A 15,742-nucleotide genomic window follows, 5' to 3' on the forward strand; every position below is an offset into this window, starting at 1 on the left:
CAAAGCCGTGAATGTCGCATTGCGGGACTCAGCGTCCCTCAATGCGACATTCACGGACTTTCACGGGGTGTAGAGGGCGCCCAAGAACTCGAGCAGGAGGCGTTCGCGGAGGGGTGCGGGAGCCGTGGCGAGGAGGGCGTTGATCGGCGCCATCCGGTCCGGCAGCCCCGCAGCGCCGCCCAGGCCGGCCGCGGCGAGAAGGCCGGCGAACTGGTCGGACGTCAGGGTCGCCGGGTCGAGGGCCGCGACGAAGTCGGCCACGGCGGCGTCGATGACCACGGGACCGGCCGCGCGGGCCGCATCGACCGAAGCCGCCAGATCCGTCAGGAACTCCTTCTCGCTCCCGTGGTTCGCCGCCGTCACCGTCAGGTGCAGGTTCACCGGGGACGCCAGGTGCGCGAACTGCGGCTGGACGTACCAGCCGCGGACCTTCATCTCGTCCGCCACCGTGAACAGGTCGAAGCCGTCGTCGCCGGTGAACGCGATCAGCGTCGACACCGGGTCGCCCAGCACCCGGAGCCCGGGCAGCTCGTCGATGCCGGACCGGATCCGGGAAACCGCTTCCCGCGTGGACGATGCCAAGCGCAGGTAGCCGTCCTCGCCGAGGTGCCGGACCACCGCCCACGCCGCCGCGAGCGGACCGCCCGACCGCGTGCTCTGGATCGTCGTGTTCAGCATCGTGTAACCCGGCCAGGCAGCGCTCGCGAAGTAGTGCGAGCGCCGCAGTTCCGCCGACGCGTGCAGCAGCACCGAAGTCCCCTTCGGGCAGTACGCGTACTTGTGCAGGTCCACCGAAATGCTCGTGACGCCGGGGACGCGGAAGTCGAACGGCGGGACGTCGGCGCCGAGGCGCGCGAAGTACGGCAGCACCCAGCCGCCGATGCACGCGTCGACGTGCATCCGGACGCCCCGGGCAGCAGCGGCCGCCGCGATCTCGGAAATCGGGTCGAGCACGCCGTGCGCGTACGACGGCGCGCTCGCCACCACCAGGACCGTCGAATCATCGATCGCCGCCGCCATCGCGGCCGGGTCGGCGCGGAACGTCACCGGGTCGACCGGGACGTCGATCCGCCGCAGCCCGAACAGGTGCGCCGCCTTGTGGAACGCGGCGTGCGCGGTGGTCGGCAGCACGATCGAGGGCGAGGCGATCTCCGGGTGCGCGTCCCGGGCGGCGAGCACCGCCAGCAGACACGACTCCGTGCCGCCGGAAGTCACCGAGCCGACCACACCCGGCACTGAGCCGAGCAACGAAGACGCCGCGAGAACGAGGTCGTTCTCCATCCGCAGCAGGCTGGGGAACGCCGTCGGGTCGAGGCCGTTGGCCGACGACGCCAGCGCGTGCGCGGCGGCCCCCAGGGAGTCCACTTCGGACATCCCGCTGTCGTAGACGTACGCCAGGGTCCGGCCGCCGTGCGTCGGCAGGTCCCCGGCGCGCAGTTCGCGCAGGGCCGCGAGGACGTCCTCAGGCGGGTTCATGGCGCGGCTCCAGGACCTTGCGCCGCAGCAGCGGCAGGGCCAGCGCGATCAGCACGCCGGGCACGATCGACGCGCCGACGAGGATCGCCACGATCGCGCTGTGCGGCTGGGCGGCCGTGGCGTCCGTGCTGGACACGTAACCGCCGAACGCGAGGATCAGCGCCCACAGGCCACCGCCGAAGGCGAGCCCCAGGGTCTCCCCCGCGGTCCACACACCCGCCGCGATCCCGGCGCGGGTCTCGCCGGTGCGCTCCTCCTCCGCCGTGATCAGGTCCGGCAGGATGGCCAGCGGGAACACCGAAATCCCCGCGTACCCGACGCCGCACAGCGCGACGAAGACGAACGTCACGACCAGCGGGATCTCCTGGGCGAAGACCAGGCCGAGCAGCCCGATCGCGAACGTCGCCGTCGCCAGTCGGAAGCCGTTCAGCTTGCCGACCCGGTCGCCCAGCCGCGGCCACAGCGGCATGGTGACCAGCGCCGGGCCGACGAAGATGACGAACAGGATCGTGCCGTAGCCGTCGTTGCCGAGGATGCGCTGCGCGAAGAACGGGATCGCGGCGAGCACCGTGCCGATGCCCAGCGCCTGGATGAAGTACGTGCCGAGCAGCCAGCGGAACGGCCGCCAGCCGGCGAGCGTGCGGACGAGCTCCTTCAGGTTCACGGTGTTCGGCCGCAGCGAGCCGACCGGCGCGTCCTTGAGGCCGAAGTACACGAGCAGCGTCGCGGCCAGCACGATCAGCCCGATCACCACGGCCATCACGCGGTAGCCGGCGACCCCCTCGATCGCGGAGGTGATCGCCGGGGCGCCGCCGCCGCAGATCAGGATCGTCACGGCCAGCACGCCGATGCGGACGCTGGTGAGTTTCGTGCGCTCGGTCGCCGACTCGGTCAGCTCGGCGGGCAGCGCGTTGAACGGCACCTGGAACAGCGCGTACGCCGTGGCGCAGAGGGCGAACGTGATCGCCACGTACAGCGCGTCCGGCAGCGGGGTGCCGAATCCCGGGTGGGCGAACATCGCCGCGAACAGGATCGCGACGCCGATGCCGCCGATGAGCAGGAAGCGCCGCCGGCTGCCGGTCTTGATCAGGTCGGCGTCGGACAGCCGGCCCGCGATCGGGTTGAACAGCACGTCCCAGGCCTTGGGCACGAACACGATCGCCGCGGCCCAGCCGGCGGGCACGGCCATCGTGTCGGTCAGGTACTTCACCAGCACGAGCCCGGGGACCGTGCCGAAGGACCCGGTGACGAACGAGCCGAGCGAATAGCGGAACCTCGTCCGGCCGGACAGCGTCGCCATGGTCCTCCTCGCAGAGCGGATCCCGAGTTCACTACAGAGGGGATCAGTAGTGGATCTCGGCCCGCACCGGGTAGTGGTCGGGGGGAATCGTGCCACCGTCGTAATGCACCGGCCGTACCGGGCCGACCTCGGCGTGTCCGTACGCGGGCAGCGCGCGGCGGCCGAAGAGCGCCGGCACGCGCCAAGATGGACGGGTGCCGAAGTGCGAAGTCCGTCCCGCTGCCCCTGCCGAGTTCGAAGCCGTCGCCGGCCTGCGGTGGCGCTGGGTCGCCGAGCGCGACGGCCTGCCCGAAGCCGGCCGCGAAGCGTTCGTCCGCGCCTTCGCCGCCTGGGCGGGGGCCAACGCGGCCACCCACCGGTGCCTGGTCCTGGTGCGCGAAGACCGGGTGATCGGGATGGCGTTCCTGGCGATCACCTCGCGCGTGCCGGCGCCGGCGGTGTTCTCGCGGGCCGCGGGGGACGTGCAGTGCGTGTACGTCGTGCCGGAAGCCCGCGACGAGGGCCTCGGCGGCCGGCTGATCGACGCGGCCCTGCGGCTGGCCGCGGAGCTCGGGCTGGAGCGGGTCACCGTGCATTCGTCGGAACGCGCCGTGCCGGCCTACGAGCGGCGCGGGTTCGCCGCGTCACCCCAGCTGCTGCAGACCGCGCCGCCCGGCGGGCGGGACACCTGAGGTCCGCCCGCCGGCGGGCGTCAGCCCAGGGCGTCGGCGATCTTCGTCAGCGTCGCCGCGTCGCCGCGCAGCAGCAGCTGGGTGACCACCGTTTCCTCCCAGGCCTGCAGCTCGTCGCGGATCTTCGCCGGCGGCCCGATCAGGGACGTGTCCTCCACGAGCGACGTCGGGATCGCCGCGGTCGCCTCGTCCTTGCGGCCCGCCAGGTAGAGCTCCTGCACCTTGTCCGCCACGTCCTCGTAGCCGAGGCGGGCGAAGACGTCGTGGTGGAAGTTCACGCTCTTCGCGCCCATCCCGCCGATGTAGAGCGCCAGCGACGGCTTGATCCACGAAGCCGCCTCCTCGACGTCGTCGTGCACGATCACCGGGATCGAGCACGGCACCTCGAACGTGGCGAAGGTGTGCCGGGCGCCTTCGCGGGCGAACCCCTCCTCGAGCGCGGCCTTGTAGAAGCCGTTGCTCTTGGGCGAAAAGAACAGCGGCAGCCAGCCGTCGCCGATCTCGGCGGCGAGGGCGACGTTCTTCGGGCCCTCCGCGGCCAGGTGGATCGGGATCTCCTTGCGCAGCGGGTGCACGGTCGGCTTCAGCGCCTTGCCGAGCCCGGTCCCGCCCTGCAGCGGCAGCTGGAAGTGCTGGCCGTCCAGAGTCACCGGGGCCTCGCGGGCGATCACCTGCCGGACGATGTCGACGTACTCCCGCGTCCGTGCGAGGGGCTTCGGGTACGGCTGGCCGTACCAGCCCTCGACGACCTGCGGCCCGGACGCGCCGAGCCCGAGCACCATCCGGCCACCGGAGAGGTGGTCGAGGGTCATCGCGCTCATCGCGGTCGCGGTCGGGGTGCGCGCCGCCATCTGGACGATGTTGGTGCCGAGGCGGATCCGGCTGGTCGACGCGCCGTACCAGGCCAGGGGCGTGAAGGCGTCCGAGCCGTACGCCTCCGCCGTCCACACCGAGTCGAAGCCGAGCTCCTCGGCCTTGAGCACCGCTTCGAGTGCGCCCGGGGTCGGCCCGCTGCCCCAGTACCCGACGTGGAATCCCAGCTTCACGAATGCCTCCTAGACGTTCGGCGCGTAGTGCTCGGGCTTGCCCCGCTCCGACAGCGGCGGCAGGTTCCTCCGTGGAGTCTCGACCAAGGCGGCGTCCGGAGCCACCTCGCCGCGCGCCCGGCGCCAGCCGGCCCGGGCCCGCGGGTGGTAGCGGCGGTCGTGCGGGACGAGCTTGAACACGGCGTTGATCAGCTTCCCCGCGCGCCGGTGCCACCGCGCGTCCCGCTCGGTCCAGCGCAGCCCCAGCAGGTCGCGGACCTCGCGGTCGTACAGCCCGGTCGTCAGCCAGACGAAGTTCCGGGCGATCAGCGCGCTCATCGGCCGCCAGAGCGGGTCCGGCAGCCACGGCAGGAACGGCGGTTTCGCGATCCCGCGGAGGTCGAGGACGTCGCGGGTGGCCTTGTTGTCCTCGAGGACCTCGGTGCACATGTGCTTCCAGTACCGCCGGAAGTCCTCCCAGCTCTCCGGCACCGGCCGCATCGTCATGTCGTACATCCGCCACCACGTGACGTGCTCGTCGAACAGCCGCCGCTTCTCCGCCTCGCCGATGCCGCCCATGAAGTGGTCGGCGATGAGGATCGTGCTGACGAAGAACGTCGAGTGCGCCCAGTAGTAGGTGTCCGGGTCGAGGGCGTGGTAGCGGCGGCCTCGCGCGTCGACGCCCTTGATGCGGTCGTGGTAGCCGCGGACCTCCAGAGCGGTCCGGTGCGCGCGAGGCCCGTCGTAGACGACCCCGCCGATCGGGTAGAGCGAGCGGAAGAGCCGCTGCCAGCGCTCCTCGAAGAACCGCGAGTGCTGCTCGACGCCGGCACCGAGACCCGGGTGCATGTTCTGCATCGAGCCCGCCCACAACGCGATGAGCAGGCCGCGCCAGTCGCCGAAGTACTTCCACGTGAGCGAGTCGGGGCCCAGCGGTTTCGGCGTCATCGGCAGCGCTCCTCGTCGAGTCGGAACTGACCACGGCTGTTGTCAGGCTAGGATCTGACAACACACGTAGTCAACCGAGGAGCGATCATGCCGGGCCGCACGTGGGCGGGCACGACCCTGGACGACCGGAAGGCGCTGCGGCGCGAGCAGCTCGTGTCCGCGGGCCTCGAGCTGCTGGGCACCGAAGGTTCGGCCGGGACGAGCGTGCGCGCGGTCTGCCGGCACGCGAAGCTCACCGAGCGGTACTTCTACGAGAGCTTCGCCGACCGGGAAGAGCTCGTCGCGGCGGTCTACGAGCACGTCGGCGAGCAGGCGCGGCAGGCACTGGTCGACGCGGTGCGGGACGCCCCGACCCCGGTCCTGCGCGCCGAACACGCGGTGCGCGCGTTCGTCGAGCTGATCGTCGACGACCCCCGCAAGGGCCGGATCCTGCTCCTCGCGCCGCTCACCGACCCCGCGCTCACCCGCCGGGGCCTGCACCTGCTGCCGGTGTTCGCCGCGCTCGTCGGCGAGCAGCTGTCCCACGGCGACGAGACCGAGCGCCGGCTGGTCGCCGTCGGGCTGGTCGGGGCACTGAGCAACGTCTTCATCGCCTACCTCGACGGCTCGCTCAAGGTCTCCCGCGAGCGGCTCGTCGCCCACTGCGTGCGGCTCGTGCTCGGCGCCGACGACCACTGACCTCACCTCCGCTGACCTGGTGACAGTGGCGGGGAAGATCGGGCACACTCAACCCATGCGTACCGCTGGGCGGAACGACGGCGCGAGCGGCGACGGTCTCGTCGCGGCCCGGCTCGCCGCGCTCCTGGAAGCCTTCCGGCCGGGCGACGACGCCCTCGGCGTCTCCGAGCTGGCCCGCCGGACCGGCCTGGCGAAGACGACCGTGCACCGATTGGTGGGACACCTCGCCGCAACCGGCCTCCTCACCCGCGAGGACGGCGCGGTGCGGCTCGGGCTGCGGCTGTTCGAAATCGGCCAACTCGCCTCACCCCGCCGCGGGCTGGTCGAAGCGGCCCGCCCGTACCTCGCCGACCTCCGCGAAGCGACGCGCAACACCGTCCACCTCGCCATCCTCGAAGGCACCGAAGTCGTCTACCTCGACGTGCTCCGCGGTCCGGACGCGCCGACGCTGCCGTCGCGCATCGGCGGCCGGTTCCCCGCGCACGCCACCGGGGTCGGGAAGGCGATCCTCGCGTTTTCTCCGGAATCCGTGGTGAACCAGGTGATCGACGCCGGATTACCCCGAATCAGCCCGAAGACGATCACCGTGCCGGGCCTGCTGCGCCGCCAGCTCGCCCGGGTCCGCGAGGACGGGATCGCCTTGGAACGCGAGGAATCCGGCGTCGGCGTCGTGTGCGCGGCCAGCCCGCTGCTCGATGCCCGCGGCGTCGCGGTCGCCGCGGTCTCGATCTCCGGCTGGGCCAACCGGATGCGGACCGAACGGGTCTCGCCCGCGGTCCGCACGGTCGCGCTCGCGTTGACCCGGACACTCTCCGGATCCACTCGAGACAGTCGGAAATAATCTTGCGGGACAACGCTTTCCCCAGCTCTAGGCCGTCCGGCTGACGTGACCGTCCCGAGCTGGACGGACGATCGGCAGCGGCTACGATCCGTCGAATGGCCCAGCACAGCCGGGGAACGACATTCCCGGGCCGCTCCCCCGCGACGCAGTCCGAGCCGGCGGCCGGTCACCGGTTGCTGTCGCTCGACATCGTGCTCGCGCTGCTGGCCCTCGCCGGCGGCCTGCGAGTGCTCTACCTCGCCGCCCCCGCCCCGGCGCTGCCCGCCGAAGCCGCGAACGTCGCCCACGCCTACGCGCTCGGTCACCTCACACCGTTCACCGACGCGGGTGGCGCCGGCGTCAGCCCGTTCGGCTGGTGGCAGCTGTCGGCCTACACGATGGTCTCGGACGCGTTCGGCCGCTCGGCCACGGCGCTGGCGGCGGTCCGCGAGACGACGCTCGTCGCCGCGCTGGCCGGTGCCGTACTGCTGTGGGTGCTGGCGCGCCGGCTCGGCCTGACGCGGTGGGCGGCGGCCGCCGCGGTGCTGCTGGTCGCGGCCTCGCCGCTGGCCCTGGGCCTGCAGCGGCTGGTCGTCGTCGAGCACCTGGCGGTGGTGTGGGCCCTGGGTGCGCTGGTGCTCGTCACCCGGCCCGGCGCCCGGATCCGGCACGACATCCTCGCCGCGGTCTGCCTGCTGGCCGCCGTGCTCACCTCGCCGCTGGCGCTGTTCTTCCTGCCCGCGGCCGGCTGGCTGCTGGTGCGGCGCGCCCCCGTGCGGGCCGCGCTGGTGGCGGTGCTGCTCAACCTCGGGCTCGGCATCGCGTTCGGCCCGGCGGCGGGGATCCTCCGGCCGCACCTCGCGGCCGCGGGCCGCCCGTCGGCCGCCGACTGGGTCGCGCTCGACCCGGCGTGGGCGGTGCTGTCGACCGTCGCGCTGGTGGCCGCGCTGGCCGTGACGTCCCTGCGCCCGTTCGCGGTGTCGGGCCTGCTGCTCGCCGCCGCCCTGGCGATACCGGGCGTGCCGGACACCGCCGTCCTCGCGCTGCTGCTGCCGGTGACGCCGTTGCTGCTGGCCGGGGTCGTGCAGGCCGTGACCCGGCAGCGCACTCCCGCCCACCGGTGGGAGGCGAAACGGGGAACCGGCGTTGCGCTCGGCACGGCCGTCCTCGTCGCGATGGTCGCCGCCGGCTGGGTGTACGGCTACCCGTCTCTGCGTCCCTCGACCGACCGGGGCGGCCCGATGGCCGACGCGCGGGAGTGGTTGCGCGCCAACGCTTCCGGCTCCCGCGTCCTCGTCGACGACGCCGCCTGGGCCGAACTCGCCCAGGCCGGCTGGCCGACCGGCATGCTCGTCGCGCCCGCCGCGTGCGCGGCCGCCTGCCCGCTCGCCGAGTGGGCCGTCTTCGCGGACGACGCGACCGACCTCCGCCGCCGCTATCCGGCCCTCGAAGCCGCCTTCGACAACGCCGGCGCGACCGCGGTGTTCGGCACCGGCGAGCGCCGTGTCACCGTCTCGCGTCTCGGCCTGCCGCCGGCCGACCCGGCCGCGCCGTCGGAGTCGTCGGCGCGTGCCCACGCCGGCGAGGCCCTCCAGGCGTCGGCCCGCATCACCTTCGCCCCGGACGCCGCCGCCCAGCTCCGCGCGGGCCGCGTCGACCCCCGGCTGATCGCGACGATCGCCGCACTCGCGGCCCTCGAACCGGTCCGGGTCGCGGCGTTCCCCGAAGTCCCCGGTGAAGACCCCGCCGGGCAACCCCGCCGCCGGGTCCTGCTGACCGGCGGCGAAGACGGCGCGGCCGCGTTCTACACCGGCCAGCGCGACCTGTTCCGCCCCTCGTCGGTCGCCCGGACCGGCGGCGGCGTGCTGGTCACCTACCCACTGTTCGCGCCCCCGGGACTGCTCGTCCCGTTCTCCTCCCCCTGACCAGCGAAAGGCCCTCCGATGCGCACTCTCCCCCAGCGATTGCTCAGACCCGGCGGGCTGACCGCCGCGGCCCTCCTCCTCGTCGCGCTGACGCCGGTCTCGGCCGAAGCGGCGACCGCCCCCGGCCCGGGCGTCGGCTGGATCCGGGTCGGCCACCTCTCCCCTCAGGTCCCACCGGTCGACATCTACTTCGCGCCGTTCGGCCAGGCCGAGAAGGTCGTCATCCGCAAGGCCGGCTACGGCGCGGTCACCCCGTACTCCTCGCTCGGCCCCGGCAAGTACACGCTGTCGATGCGGCCCGCCGACGCCGCGGCCGGCACCCCGCCGGCACTGTCGGCGACGATCGAGGTCGCCGAGCGCAGCGCCTACTCGCTGCTGGTCTTCGCGAACGGCCCGGACGGCACGCTCAAGGGCGACCTGGTCACCGACGACCTCACCGCGCCGGGTGCGGGCAAGGGCCGGGTCCGGGTGGTCGAAGGATCGGCGGCGATCGCGCCGGTCAGCGTCGAAGGCCCGCAGGGTGTCTCGCTCGCCAAGGACGCGCCCTACGGCCAGACGTCGTCCTATGTGGACGTTCCAGAAGGACGCTGGCCGCTGCGGCTGTCCGGCGGCTCGGTGAAGTCCACCGCCGACGTCGACGTCAAGGCCGGGACGTCCACGACGCTGCTGGTCACCGAGAACGCCGGGGCGCTCAAGGCGAATCCGATCTCCGACGGCGGTTCGCTGCCCGAACCGCCGAAGCTGGGCGTCGAGACCGGTGGCGGCGGCACGGCGCCGTCGTCCGGCTTGCCGCTCTGGCCGGCGTTCGCCGCGGCCGGGCTGCTGGCCGCGTTCGTGCTCGGACGCCGGCTGGTCCGTGCGCGCTGACCTCGGCGCGCTGCTCGTCGCGGTCCTGCTGGCCGCGGGCTGCTCGACGGCCCCGGCCGCGGTTCCATCCTCATCCCCGGTTCCGTCGGCGCCGGTGGCGGGCAGGCCGCAGCCGCTGCCGCCGGCCGCCGACGTCCGCCCGGTGCGGCTGCGGATCCCCGCCATCGGCGTGGACGCACCCGCACTCGTCCCGCTCGGACTGGGCGCCGACCACGAGCTCCAAGCGCCCGGACGCTTCGAAGACGTCGGCTGGTACGCCGCCGGCCCGGTGCCGGGAGACCCCGGGCCGGCGGTGATCGCCGCGCACGTGGACTCCCGTTCCGGGCCGGCGCCGTTCTTCCGGCTGCGCGACCTGCGCGACGGTGACCAAGTGTTCGTCGCGCGCTCCGACGGCCAGGAGACCCGGTTCGTCGTGGACACCGTCCAGCGCTACCCGAAGAACGCCTTCCCGACCGACGCGGTTTACGGGCCGGCGCCGGGCAGCGCCCTGCGGCTCATCACCTGTGGCGGCAGCTTCGACGCGGCGAAACGGTCCTATCGCGACAACATCGTCGTCTACGCCTCGACCCGCTGGGGTTAGACCTCCTTGATCAGCCCGCGCCGGGCCAGCTCGGGCCGCACGCCGTCGCCGAACCAGTACGCCTCTTCGAGGTGCGGGTAGCCCGACAGGACGAACTCGGTGACGCCGACGCTGTGGTACTCCTCGAGCAGGTCGGCGACCTCGCTGTGGCTGCCGACCAGCGCGGTCCCGGCGCCGCCGCGGACCAGGCCGACGCCGGCCCACAGGTTCGGGTGGATCTCCAGCCCGCGGACGCCGCCGTCGGTCCGGCCGCCGTGCAGGGCGACCATCCGCTGCTGCCCGACCGACTCGCTCGCCGCGAGCTGCGCCTGCGCCTTGGCGACCTGCTCCGGGCTCAGCGCGTCGAGGAGCTTCTGCGCCTCCGCCCACGCTTCGGCCGAGGTGTCGCGCGAGATCGTGTGCAGCCGGACGCCGAACCGGACCGGCCGGTCGCCGGCCAGCTCGCGGACCTTGCCGATCTTCTCGGCCACCTGCGCGGGCGGCTCACCCCAGGTCAGGTAGACGTCGGCGTGCCGGGCCGCGACCGGCAGCGCGGCCGGCGACGAGCCGCCGAAGTAGATCGGCGGCACCGGGTCCGGCGCGGCCAGCGTCGTCGCGCCCTCGACGCGCAGGTGCTCGCCTTCGAAGGTGAACGGCTGCCCGGACCAGACGCCGCGGACGATGGTGAGGAACTCGTCCGTGCGCGCGTACCGGGCGTCGTGGTCGTGCCAGTCGCCGAACCGCCGCTGCTCGACCGCGTCGCCGCCGGTGACGATGTTCAGCAGTACGCGGCCGTTCGACAGGCGCTGGAAGGTGCCGGCCATCTGCGCGGCGAGCGTCGGGGAGAGGACGCCGGGGCGGAACGCGACCAGGAACTTCAGCCGGGTCGTCTCGCGGATCAGCGCGGCCGTGGTGAGCCACGCGTCCTCGCACCACGTGCCCGTCGGGGTCAGGACGCCTTCGAAGCCCTGGCGTTCGGCGGCGCGGGCGACCTGGGCGAGGTAGTCCAGGTCGGGCTCGCGTTGGGCCGACGGGCCCTGGGACCGGTTGGCGTGGAAGCGTTCCACGATCGTGCGGCCGTCGCCGCTGGTGGGCAGGAACCAGTGCAGCCTGATGCTCATCCGTTGCTCCTCGCCTGATCCAGGTCGGAGGCGAACCGCCGGTCGGCGAACGCGGCGAAGTCCACCTTGCCCGGCAGAGTCTTCTCGTCGGTGAAGGCGTCCGCGAGCTGCTGTTCGGAGGCCACCACGGCGTCGTCCAGCGCGATCGGCCGGTCGCGGCCCGCGTCCACGGCCTTCCGGGCCACTTCGAGCTTGAGCCCGGTCTCCTTGGCCCACGCCGCCGCCCATTCCGGGCGGTGCGTGTCGGCCCACTTCTGCGCCTTGACCACCCGGATCACCAGGTCGCGGATCGCCGCGTTCTTGCCGGGGTCGGCCAGCGCCGCGGTGCTCGCGGTCTCGAAGGCCAGCCCGTTGGACGCGCCCCGCCCGTCGGCGAGCACCCGCGCCTTGGCCTCGATCTGGGCCTGCGCGGTGTAGGGGTCCCAGATCGCCCAGGCATCGATCGTGTGCTGGGTGAACGCCGCGTAGGCCTCGGACGGCTGCAGGAAGCTCACCTTGATGTCCTTCGTGGACAGTCCGTTCTTGTGCAACGTGTTCAGCAGCTGGCCGTGCGCGGAACTGCCCTTCGCGACCCCGACCGTCTTGCCCTTCAGCGAGGCGACGTCCGTCAGCGGCGAATCGGGCGGGACGAGGATGGTCTCCCGCTCGACGTTGCTGCGCGCGACGCTGACGACCGCGATCTTGGCCTTCGCCGCGGCGGCGAAGATCGGCGGCGTGTTGCCGACGCGGCCGAGGTCGATCGCCCCCGCCGAAGCCGCTTCGAGCAGCGGCGGCCCCGAGGTGAAGGTGGACCACTCGATCTTGTACGGCGTGCCGTCGAGCTGGCCGGCCGCGGTGAGCAGCGACTTCACGCCACCCTTCTGGTCGCCGACCTTGAGCGTCACCTTCGCCAGGTCGGCCGCGCTCACCGGGCCCGGCACGGCGGCCGGTCCCGGGTCCGAGCCCGTCGCCGAGCCGCACCCGGCCAGCACCAGCGCCGTCGCGACGGCGGCGATTCCCTTACCCCACTGCATCTTCGGTCACTCCCAGGTCCGCCAGCACGCGCCGGCGGAGGTCGTCGTGGTCGGCTTCGCGCGGCCGGTGCTCGGCCACGATCCGCCCGCCGTCGAGCACCAGGACCCGGCCGGCGAGCCGCAGGGCCTCGTCGACGTCGTGGGTCACCAGCAGCACGCCGGGCCGGTGGCGCTGCCAGAGGTCCTGGACCAGCCCGTGCATCGCGATCCGCGTGAGGGCGTCGAGCGCGCCGAAGGGCTCGTCCAGCAGCAGGAGATCGGGTTCGCGCACCAGGGCACGGGCCAGCGAGACGCGCTGGGCCTCGCCGCCGGAGAGGGTGAGCGGCCAGTCGTCGGCGTGGCCGGCCAGGTGCACCTCGCCGAGCGCCTTCTCGGCCAGCGCGCGGTTGCGGGACTTCGCGACGCCGTCCTGGCGCAGGCCGAGGACGACGTTGCGCCAGACCTTCCGCCACGGCAGCAGCCGGGGTTGCTGGAAGGCGACCGAGACGGTGCCGGTCACCTCCGCGCGGCCGTCGACGTCGTCGTCGAGACCGGCCAGCACGCGCAGGAGCGTCGACTTGCCCGATCCGCTGCGGCCCAGCAAGGCGACGAACTCGCCGCGGTCGACGGTCAGGTCGAGGCCGGAGAGGATGGTCCGCTCCCCGAACCGCTTGGTGAGGTCCCGGACCTCGGCTACCGGGTTCGCCATCGCAGCACCTTCCGTTCGAGCAGCCGGACCAGCGCGTCGGTGACGAGGCCGAGCACGGCGTACAGGACGAGGCCGACGACCACGACGTCGGTGCGCAGGAACTCCCGCGCGTTGGTGATGAGGTAGCCGACCCCGGCGTCGGCGTTCACCGTCTCGCCGACGATCAGCGCGAGCCACGCGAGCCCGAGCGACTGCCGCAGCCCGACGAGCGCCTGCGGCAGCGCGCCGGGGAGGATGACGTGCCAAAGCCGTTCCGTGCGGCTGAACCCGAGCGCCCGCGAGGCCTCGACGAGGTTGGGGTCGGCGCCGCGGATTCCCGAGTGGACGTTCAGGTAGAGCGGGAAGGCCACGCCGAGCGCGACCAGCACGATCTTGGTTTCCTCGCCGATGCCGAACCACAGGATGAACAGCGGGATCAGGCCCAGGAACGGCAGGGTGCGCAGCATCTGCACGGGCGGGTCGACCAGCGCTTCGCCCCAGCGGGAAAGCCCGGAGACGATGCCCAGCAGGACACCGATGACGGCGCCGATCGCGAACCCGGCACCGACGCGCCCGAGCGACACCGCGAACGCGGTCCCGAGTTCGCCGCTGCGCGCGACTTCGACGCCGGCCTGCACCACCGTCCACGGTGAACTGAGCTTGTCGGGCGGCAGGACGCCGGTGGCGCTCGCGATCTGCCAGGCGGCGACGAGCGCCACCGGGCTGATCCAGCGCCGCAGGTCGGGCCGGCGCACCGCCCGGCGCGGCGGCCCTTCGGCGCGTTTCCGGGCGCGCGGAAGCACGCCCGTGGTGGAAATCGACACGGATTTCTCCCGGGGACGGGGATGTTCGGGCTTGCGTGATCCCGACATTCGAGCCCCGGCCGGGCAAAGTCAATCGGTGCCCAGTCCGTGAAATAGCGGTGTTTCAGCCCGTGGAACGCCCTTGCTCAGCCGCCGAACATGACCTTCCACTCGTCGAGCGACCTCGGCCGGTAGACGAAGTTGGTGCGCTTGACGTCGGACAGCGCGGCCGACGGTTCGGCCGAGTACTGGTGCCCGGGGTAGACGACGGGGTCGCCGGGCAGGCCGGCGAGGGCCTGCAGGCTGCGGTAGATCTCGTCGGCGTCGCCGCCGGGGAAGTCGGTGCGGCCGCAGCCTTCGAGGAAGAGCGTGTCGCCGGAGACGAGCTTGTCCTCGACGAGGAAGCACTGGCTGCCGGGCGTGTGGCCGGGGGTGTGCAGCATCCGCACGGGGATCGACCCGACCTCGAGGACGTCGTCGTGGTCGTGCGCGCGCAGGTCGGTGTCCTCGACGCCGGTCACGCGGCGGACCCACTCGCTTTCGGCGCCGTTGACGTGGATCGGCACCGGCCGGATCGCGAGCAGCTCGGCGATCCCGGGCAGCTCGAACCCCATCATCGCGCCGCCGACGTGGTCGGGGTGGTGGTGCGTGGCGAGCACGCCGGTGAGCCGCATGCCATCGGCGTCGAGGACATCGAGCAGGTCCTGCACGGCGTAGGCCGGGTCGACGATCACCGCTTCCTTGGTGTCCCGGTCGCCGATGAGGTAGGCGAAGTTCACCATCTGCGTCGCGACCGGGTCGCCGACGGCGAAGTCCCGCCCGGCGAGCAGCTGCCGGAAGTAGAGCCGATCTGCCATGGCCACACCCTACGGGTCAGCTTCCCGACGGGGTCAGCACGATCCGCCCGAACACCTCGCCGGCCTGCATCTTCCGGTGCGCCAGTACCGCTTGCTCCAGCGGGAGCACCTCGTGCACGACCGAGGTCAGCTCTCCCCTGTTCGCCGCGGCGAACACGCCCGCCATCGCCGCGCGCCGGTCGGCCCAGGGGATGGTGTCGGCGCTGAACGTCGCGAACGACAGCGACTTCCGGAACGCCGTGATCAGCTCTTTGCCGAAGTCGGCCGGCGGCTCGCCGGCGACCACGCCGACCGCCACCATGCGACCGTTCGGCTTCAGCTTGGTGATGAACCCGGGCAGCCCCGGGCCGGCGATGACGTCGACGACGACGTCGTAGGTGTCCGGGCCGTCGCCGGCGCGGTTCAGGACGTGCGTCGCGCCGAGCTCGCGCAGCCGCTGCCCGCGCTCCGGCGACGACGTCGTGACCGCGATCGCGCCGGCGCCGGTCGCGAGCTGGACGGTCATGATCCCGATCCCGCCGGCCGCGCCGCGGACCAGCACCGACTCGCCCGGGGTGAAGTGGGCGTGGCGTAGCGCGAAGTGCGCCACCACGCCGGAGCTGCCGAGCGTCACCGCGTCGATCGGGGTCAGCGGCTCCGGCAGGGGGACGAGCGTCTCCACGGGGGCGACGGCTTGCTCGGCGTAACCACCACCGCCGCCGCCGGTGAACGCCCACACGCGCCGGCCGAGCCACGCCGGGTCGACGCCGTCACCGGCCGCCGTCACGGTACCGGCGATTTCGCGGCCGAGGACGTGGCCGGACCGGAAGCCGTAGGCGGCGAGGGCGCCGCTGAGGATGACGGCGTCGACCCCGCCGACGCCGATCGCCTCGGTGGCGATCCGCACCTCTCCGGCGCCCGGGTCGGGGTCCGGGAGGTCGATGACCGTGAGGCCTTCAGGGGCCCCGAATGTCTGTACCGCAACCGCTTTCATGGGCCCGACGGTAGTGGACGCCGGCGTCCACTTGGCTAA

At 72.9% G+C, this 15,742-nt stretch carries 17 protein-coding genes; 6 read left to right on the forward strand and 11 right to left on the reverse strand.

From position 1 onward, the window contains the following. Positions 1–60 precede the first annotated feature (60 nt). Genes AB0M83_RS21410 through AB0M83_RS21420 form a run of 3 tightly spaced genes read right to left on the reverse strand, consistent with a single transcriptional unit; the run spans position 61 to position 2,954 of the window. Positions 61–1,476, reverse strand: a complete 1,416-nt coding sequence (locus tag AB0M83_RS21410) for an aminotransferase class V-fold PLP-dependent enzyme (RefSeq protein WP_364519532.1) — start codon at positions 1,474–1,476, stop codon at positions 61–63. Then, on the reverse strand, positions 1,463–2,776 hold the full coding sequence (locus AB0M83_RS21415; protein ID WP_364519534.1) for an MFS transporter: 1,314 nt from the start codon (positions 2,774–2,776) through the stop codon (positions 1,463–1,465). The genes AB0M83_RS21410 and AB0M83_RS21415 overlap by 14 nt, the downstream gene beginning before the upstream one ends. A gap of 43 nt (positions 2,777–2,819) precedes the next feature. Then, entirely contained in the window at positions 2,820–2,954 is a 135-nt protein-coding gene (locus AB0M83_RS21420; protein WP_364519536.1) for a hypothetical protein, read from the reverse strand. Positions 2,955–2,970: 16 nt separating this feature from the next. Here AB0M83_RS21420 and AB0M83_RS21425 point away from each other — a divergent pair, with 16 nt between their 5' ends. Continuing rightward, positions 2,971–3,447 carry a GNAT family N-acetyltransferase gene (locus tag AB0M83_RS21425; protein WP_364519538.1) on the forward strand — a complete coding sequence of 159 codons (477 nt, stop codon included), beginning with the start codon at positions 2,971–2,973 and terminating at the stop codon, positions 3,445–3,447. 20 nt (positions 3,448–3,467) lie between these two features. Here AB0M83_RS21425 and AB0M83_RS21430 read toward each other — a convergent pair whose 3' ends face one another. Further along, complete coding sequence (locus tag AB0M83_RS21430) at positions 3,468–4,493, reverse strand: LLM class F420-dependent oxidoreductase (RefSeq protein ID WP_364519540.1); 1,026 nt, start codon at positions 4,491–4,493, stop codon at positions 3,468–3,470. A 9-nt stretch (positions 4,494–4,502) separates the two neighbouring features. After that, on the reverse strand, positions 4,503–5,420 hold the full coding sequence (locus AB0M83_RS21435) for an oxygenase MpaB family protein (RefSeq protein WP_364519542.1): 918 nt from the start codon (positions 5,418–5,420) through the stop codon (positions 4,503–4,505). Positions 5,421–5,507: 87 nt separating this feature from the next. Between AB0M83_RS21435 and AB0M83_RS21440 the strand changes: the two genes are divergently transcribed. From AB0M83_RS21440 to AB0M83_RS21460, 5 genes are all read left to right on the forward strand, one after another. Next, the gene (locus AB0M83_RS21440; RefSeq protein ID WP_364519544.1) at positions 5,508–6,098 is read left to right on the forward strand and encodes a TetR/AcrR family transcriptional regulator; all 591 of its coding nucleotides are present in this window, start codon (positions 5,508–5,510) and stop codon (positions 6,096–6,098) included. A gap of 55 nt (positions 6,099–6,153) precedes the next feature. Then, positions 6,154–6,939 (forward strand): IclR family transcriptional regulator, encoded by a 786-nt coding sequence (locus tag AB0M83_RS21445; protein ID WP_364519546.1) that lies wholly within the window; start codon positions 6,154–6,156, stop codon positions 6,937–6,939. Positions 6,940–7,034: 95 nt separating this feature from the next. Continuing rightward, positions 7,035–8,843, forward strand: coding sequence for a glycosyl transferase (locus tag AB0M83_RS21450; RefSeq protein WP_364519548.1), 1,809 nt, complete (start codon positions 7,035–7,037; stop codon positions 8,841–8,843). Positions 8,844–8,861: 18 nt separating this feature from the next. Next, complete coding sequence (locus tag AB0M83_RS21455; RefSeq protein WP_364519550.1) at positions 8,862–9,710, forward strand: DUF4397 domain-containing protein; 849 nt, start codon at positions 8,862–8,864, stop codon at positions 9,708–9,710. Then, a complete protein-coding gene (locus AB0M83_RS21460; protein ID WP_364519552.1) occupies positions 9,700–10,290 on the forward strand; it encodes a class F sortase in 591 nt (196 codons plus the stop codon). Before AB0M83_RS21455 ends, AB0M83_RS21460 begins: the two co-directional genes overlap by 11 nt. Here AB0M83_RS21460 and AB0M83_RS21465 read toward each other — a convergent pair. The 6 genes from AB0M83_RS21465 to AB0M83_RS21490 all read right to left on the reverse strand — a co-directional run bounded on the left by AB0M83_RS21465 (position 10,287) and on the right by AB0M83_RS21490 (position 15,703). Further along, the gene (locus AB0M83_RS21465) at positions 10,287–11,390 is read right to left on the reverse strand and encodes an LLM class flavin-dependent oxidoreductase (RefSeq protein ID WP_364519554.1); all 1,104 of its coding nucleotides are present in this window, start codon (positions 11,388–11,390) and stop codon (positions 10,287–10,289) included. The two genes, AB0M83_RS21460 and AB0M83_RS21465, sit on opposite strands and share 4 nt — an antisense overlap. Beyond that, the gene (locus AB0M83_RS21470; RefSeq protein ID WP_364519556.1) at positions 11,387–12,403 is read right to left on the reverse strand and encodes an ABC transporter substrate-binding protein; all 1,017 of its coding nucleotides are present in this window, start codon (positions 12,401–12,403) and stop codon (positions 11,387–11,389) included. The genes AB0M83_RS21465 and AB0M83_RS21470 overlap by 4 nt, the downstream gene beginning before the upstream one ends. Continuing rightward, positions 12,390–13,091 (reverse strand): ABC transporter ATP-binding protein, encoded by a 702-nt coding sequence (locus AB0M83_RS21475; RefSeq protein WP_364519558.1) that lies wholly within the window; start codon positions 13,089–13,091, stop codon positions 12,390–12,392. The genes AB0M83_RS21470 and AB0M83_RS21475 overlap by 14 nt, the downstream gene beginning before the upstream one ends. After that, complete coding sequence (locus AB0M83_RS21480; RefSeq protein ID WP_364519560.1) at positions 13,076–13,894, reverse strand: ABC transporter permease; 819 nt, start codon at positions 13,892–13,894, stop codon at positions 13,076–13,078. The genes AB0M83_RS21475 and AB0M83_RS21480 overlap by 16 nt, the downstream gene beginning before the upstream one ends. A 125-nt stretch (positions 13,895–14,019) precedes the next feature. Next, on the reverse strand, positions 14,020–14,730 hold the full coding sequence (locus tag AB0M83_RS21485; protein ID WP_364519562.1) for an MBL fold metallo-hydrolase: 711 nt from the start codon (positions 14,728–14,730) through the stop codon (positions 14,020–14,022). Positions 14,731–14,746: 16 nt separating this feature from the next. Next, the gene (locus AB0M83_RS21490) at positions 14,747–15,703 is read right to left on the reverse strand and encodes a zinc-binding dehydrogenase (protein WP_364519564.1); all 957 of its coding nucleotides are present in this window, start codon (positions 15,701–15,703) and stop codon (positions 14,747–14,749) included. Positions 15,704–15,742 lie beyond the last annotated feature (39 nt).

It is taken from the genome of Amycolatopsis sp. NPDC051106, from assembly GCF_040682775.1.
GTDB lineage: Bacteria > Actinomycetota > Actinomycetes > Mycobacteriales > Pseudonocardiaceae > Amycolatopsis.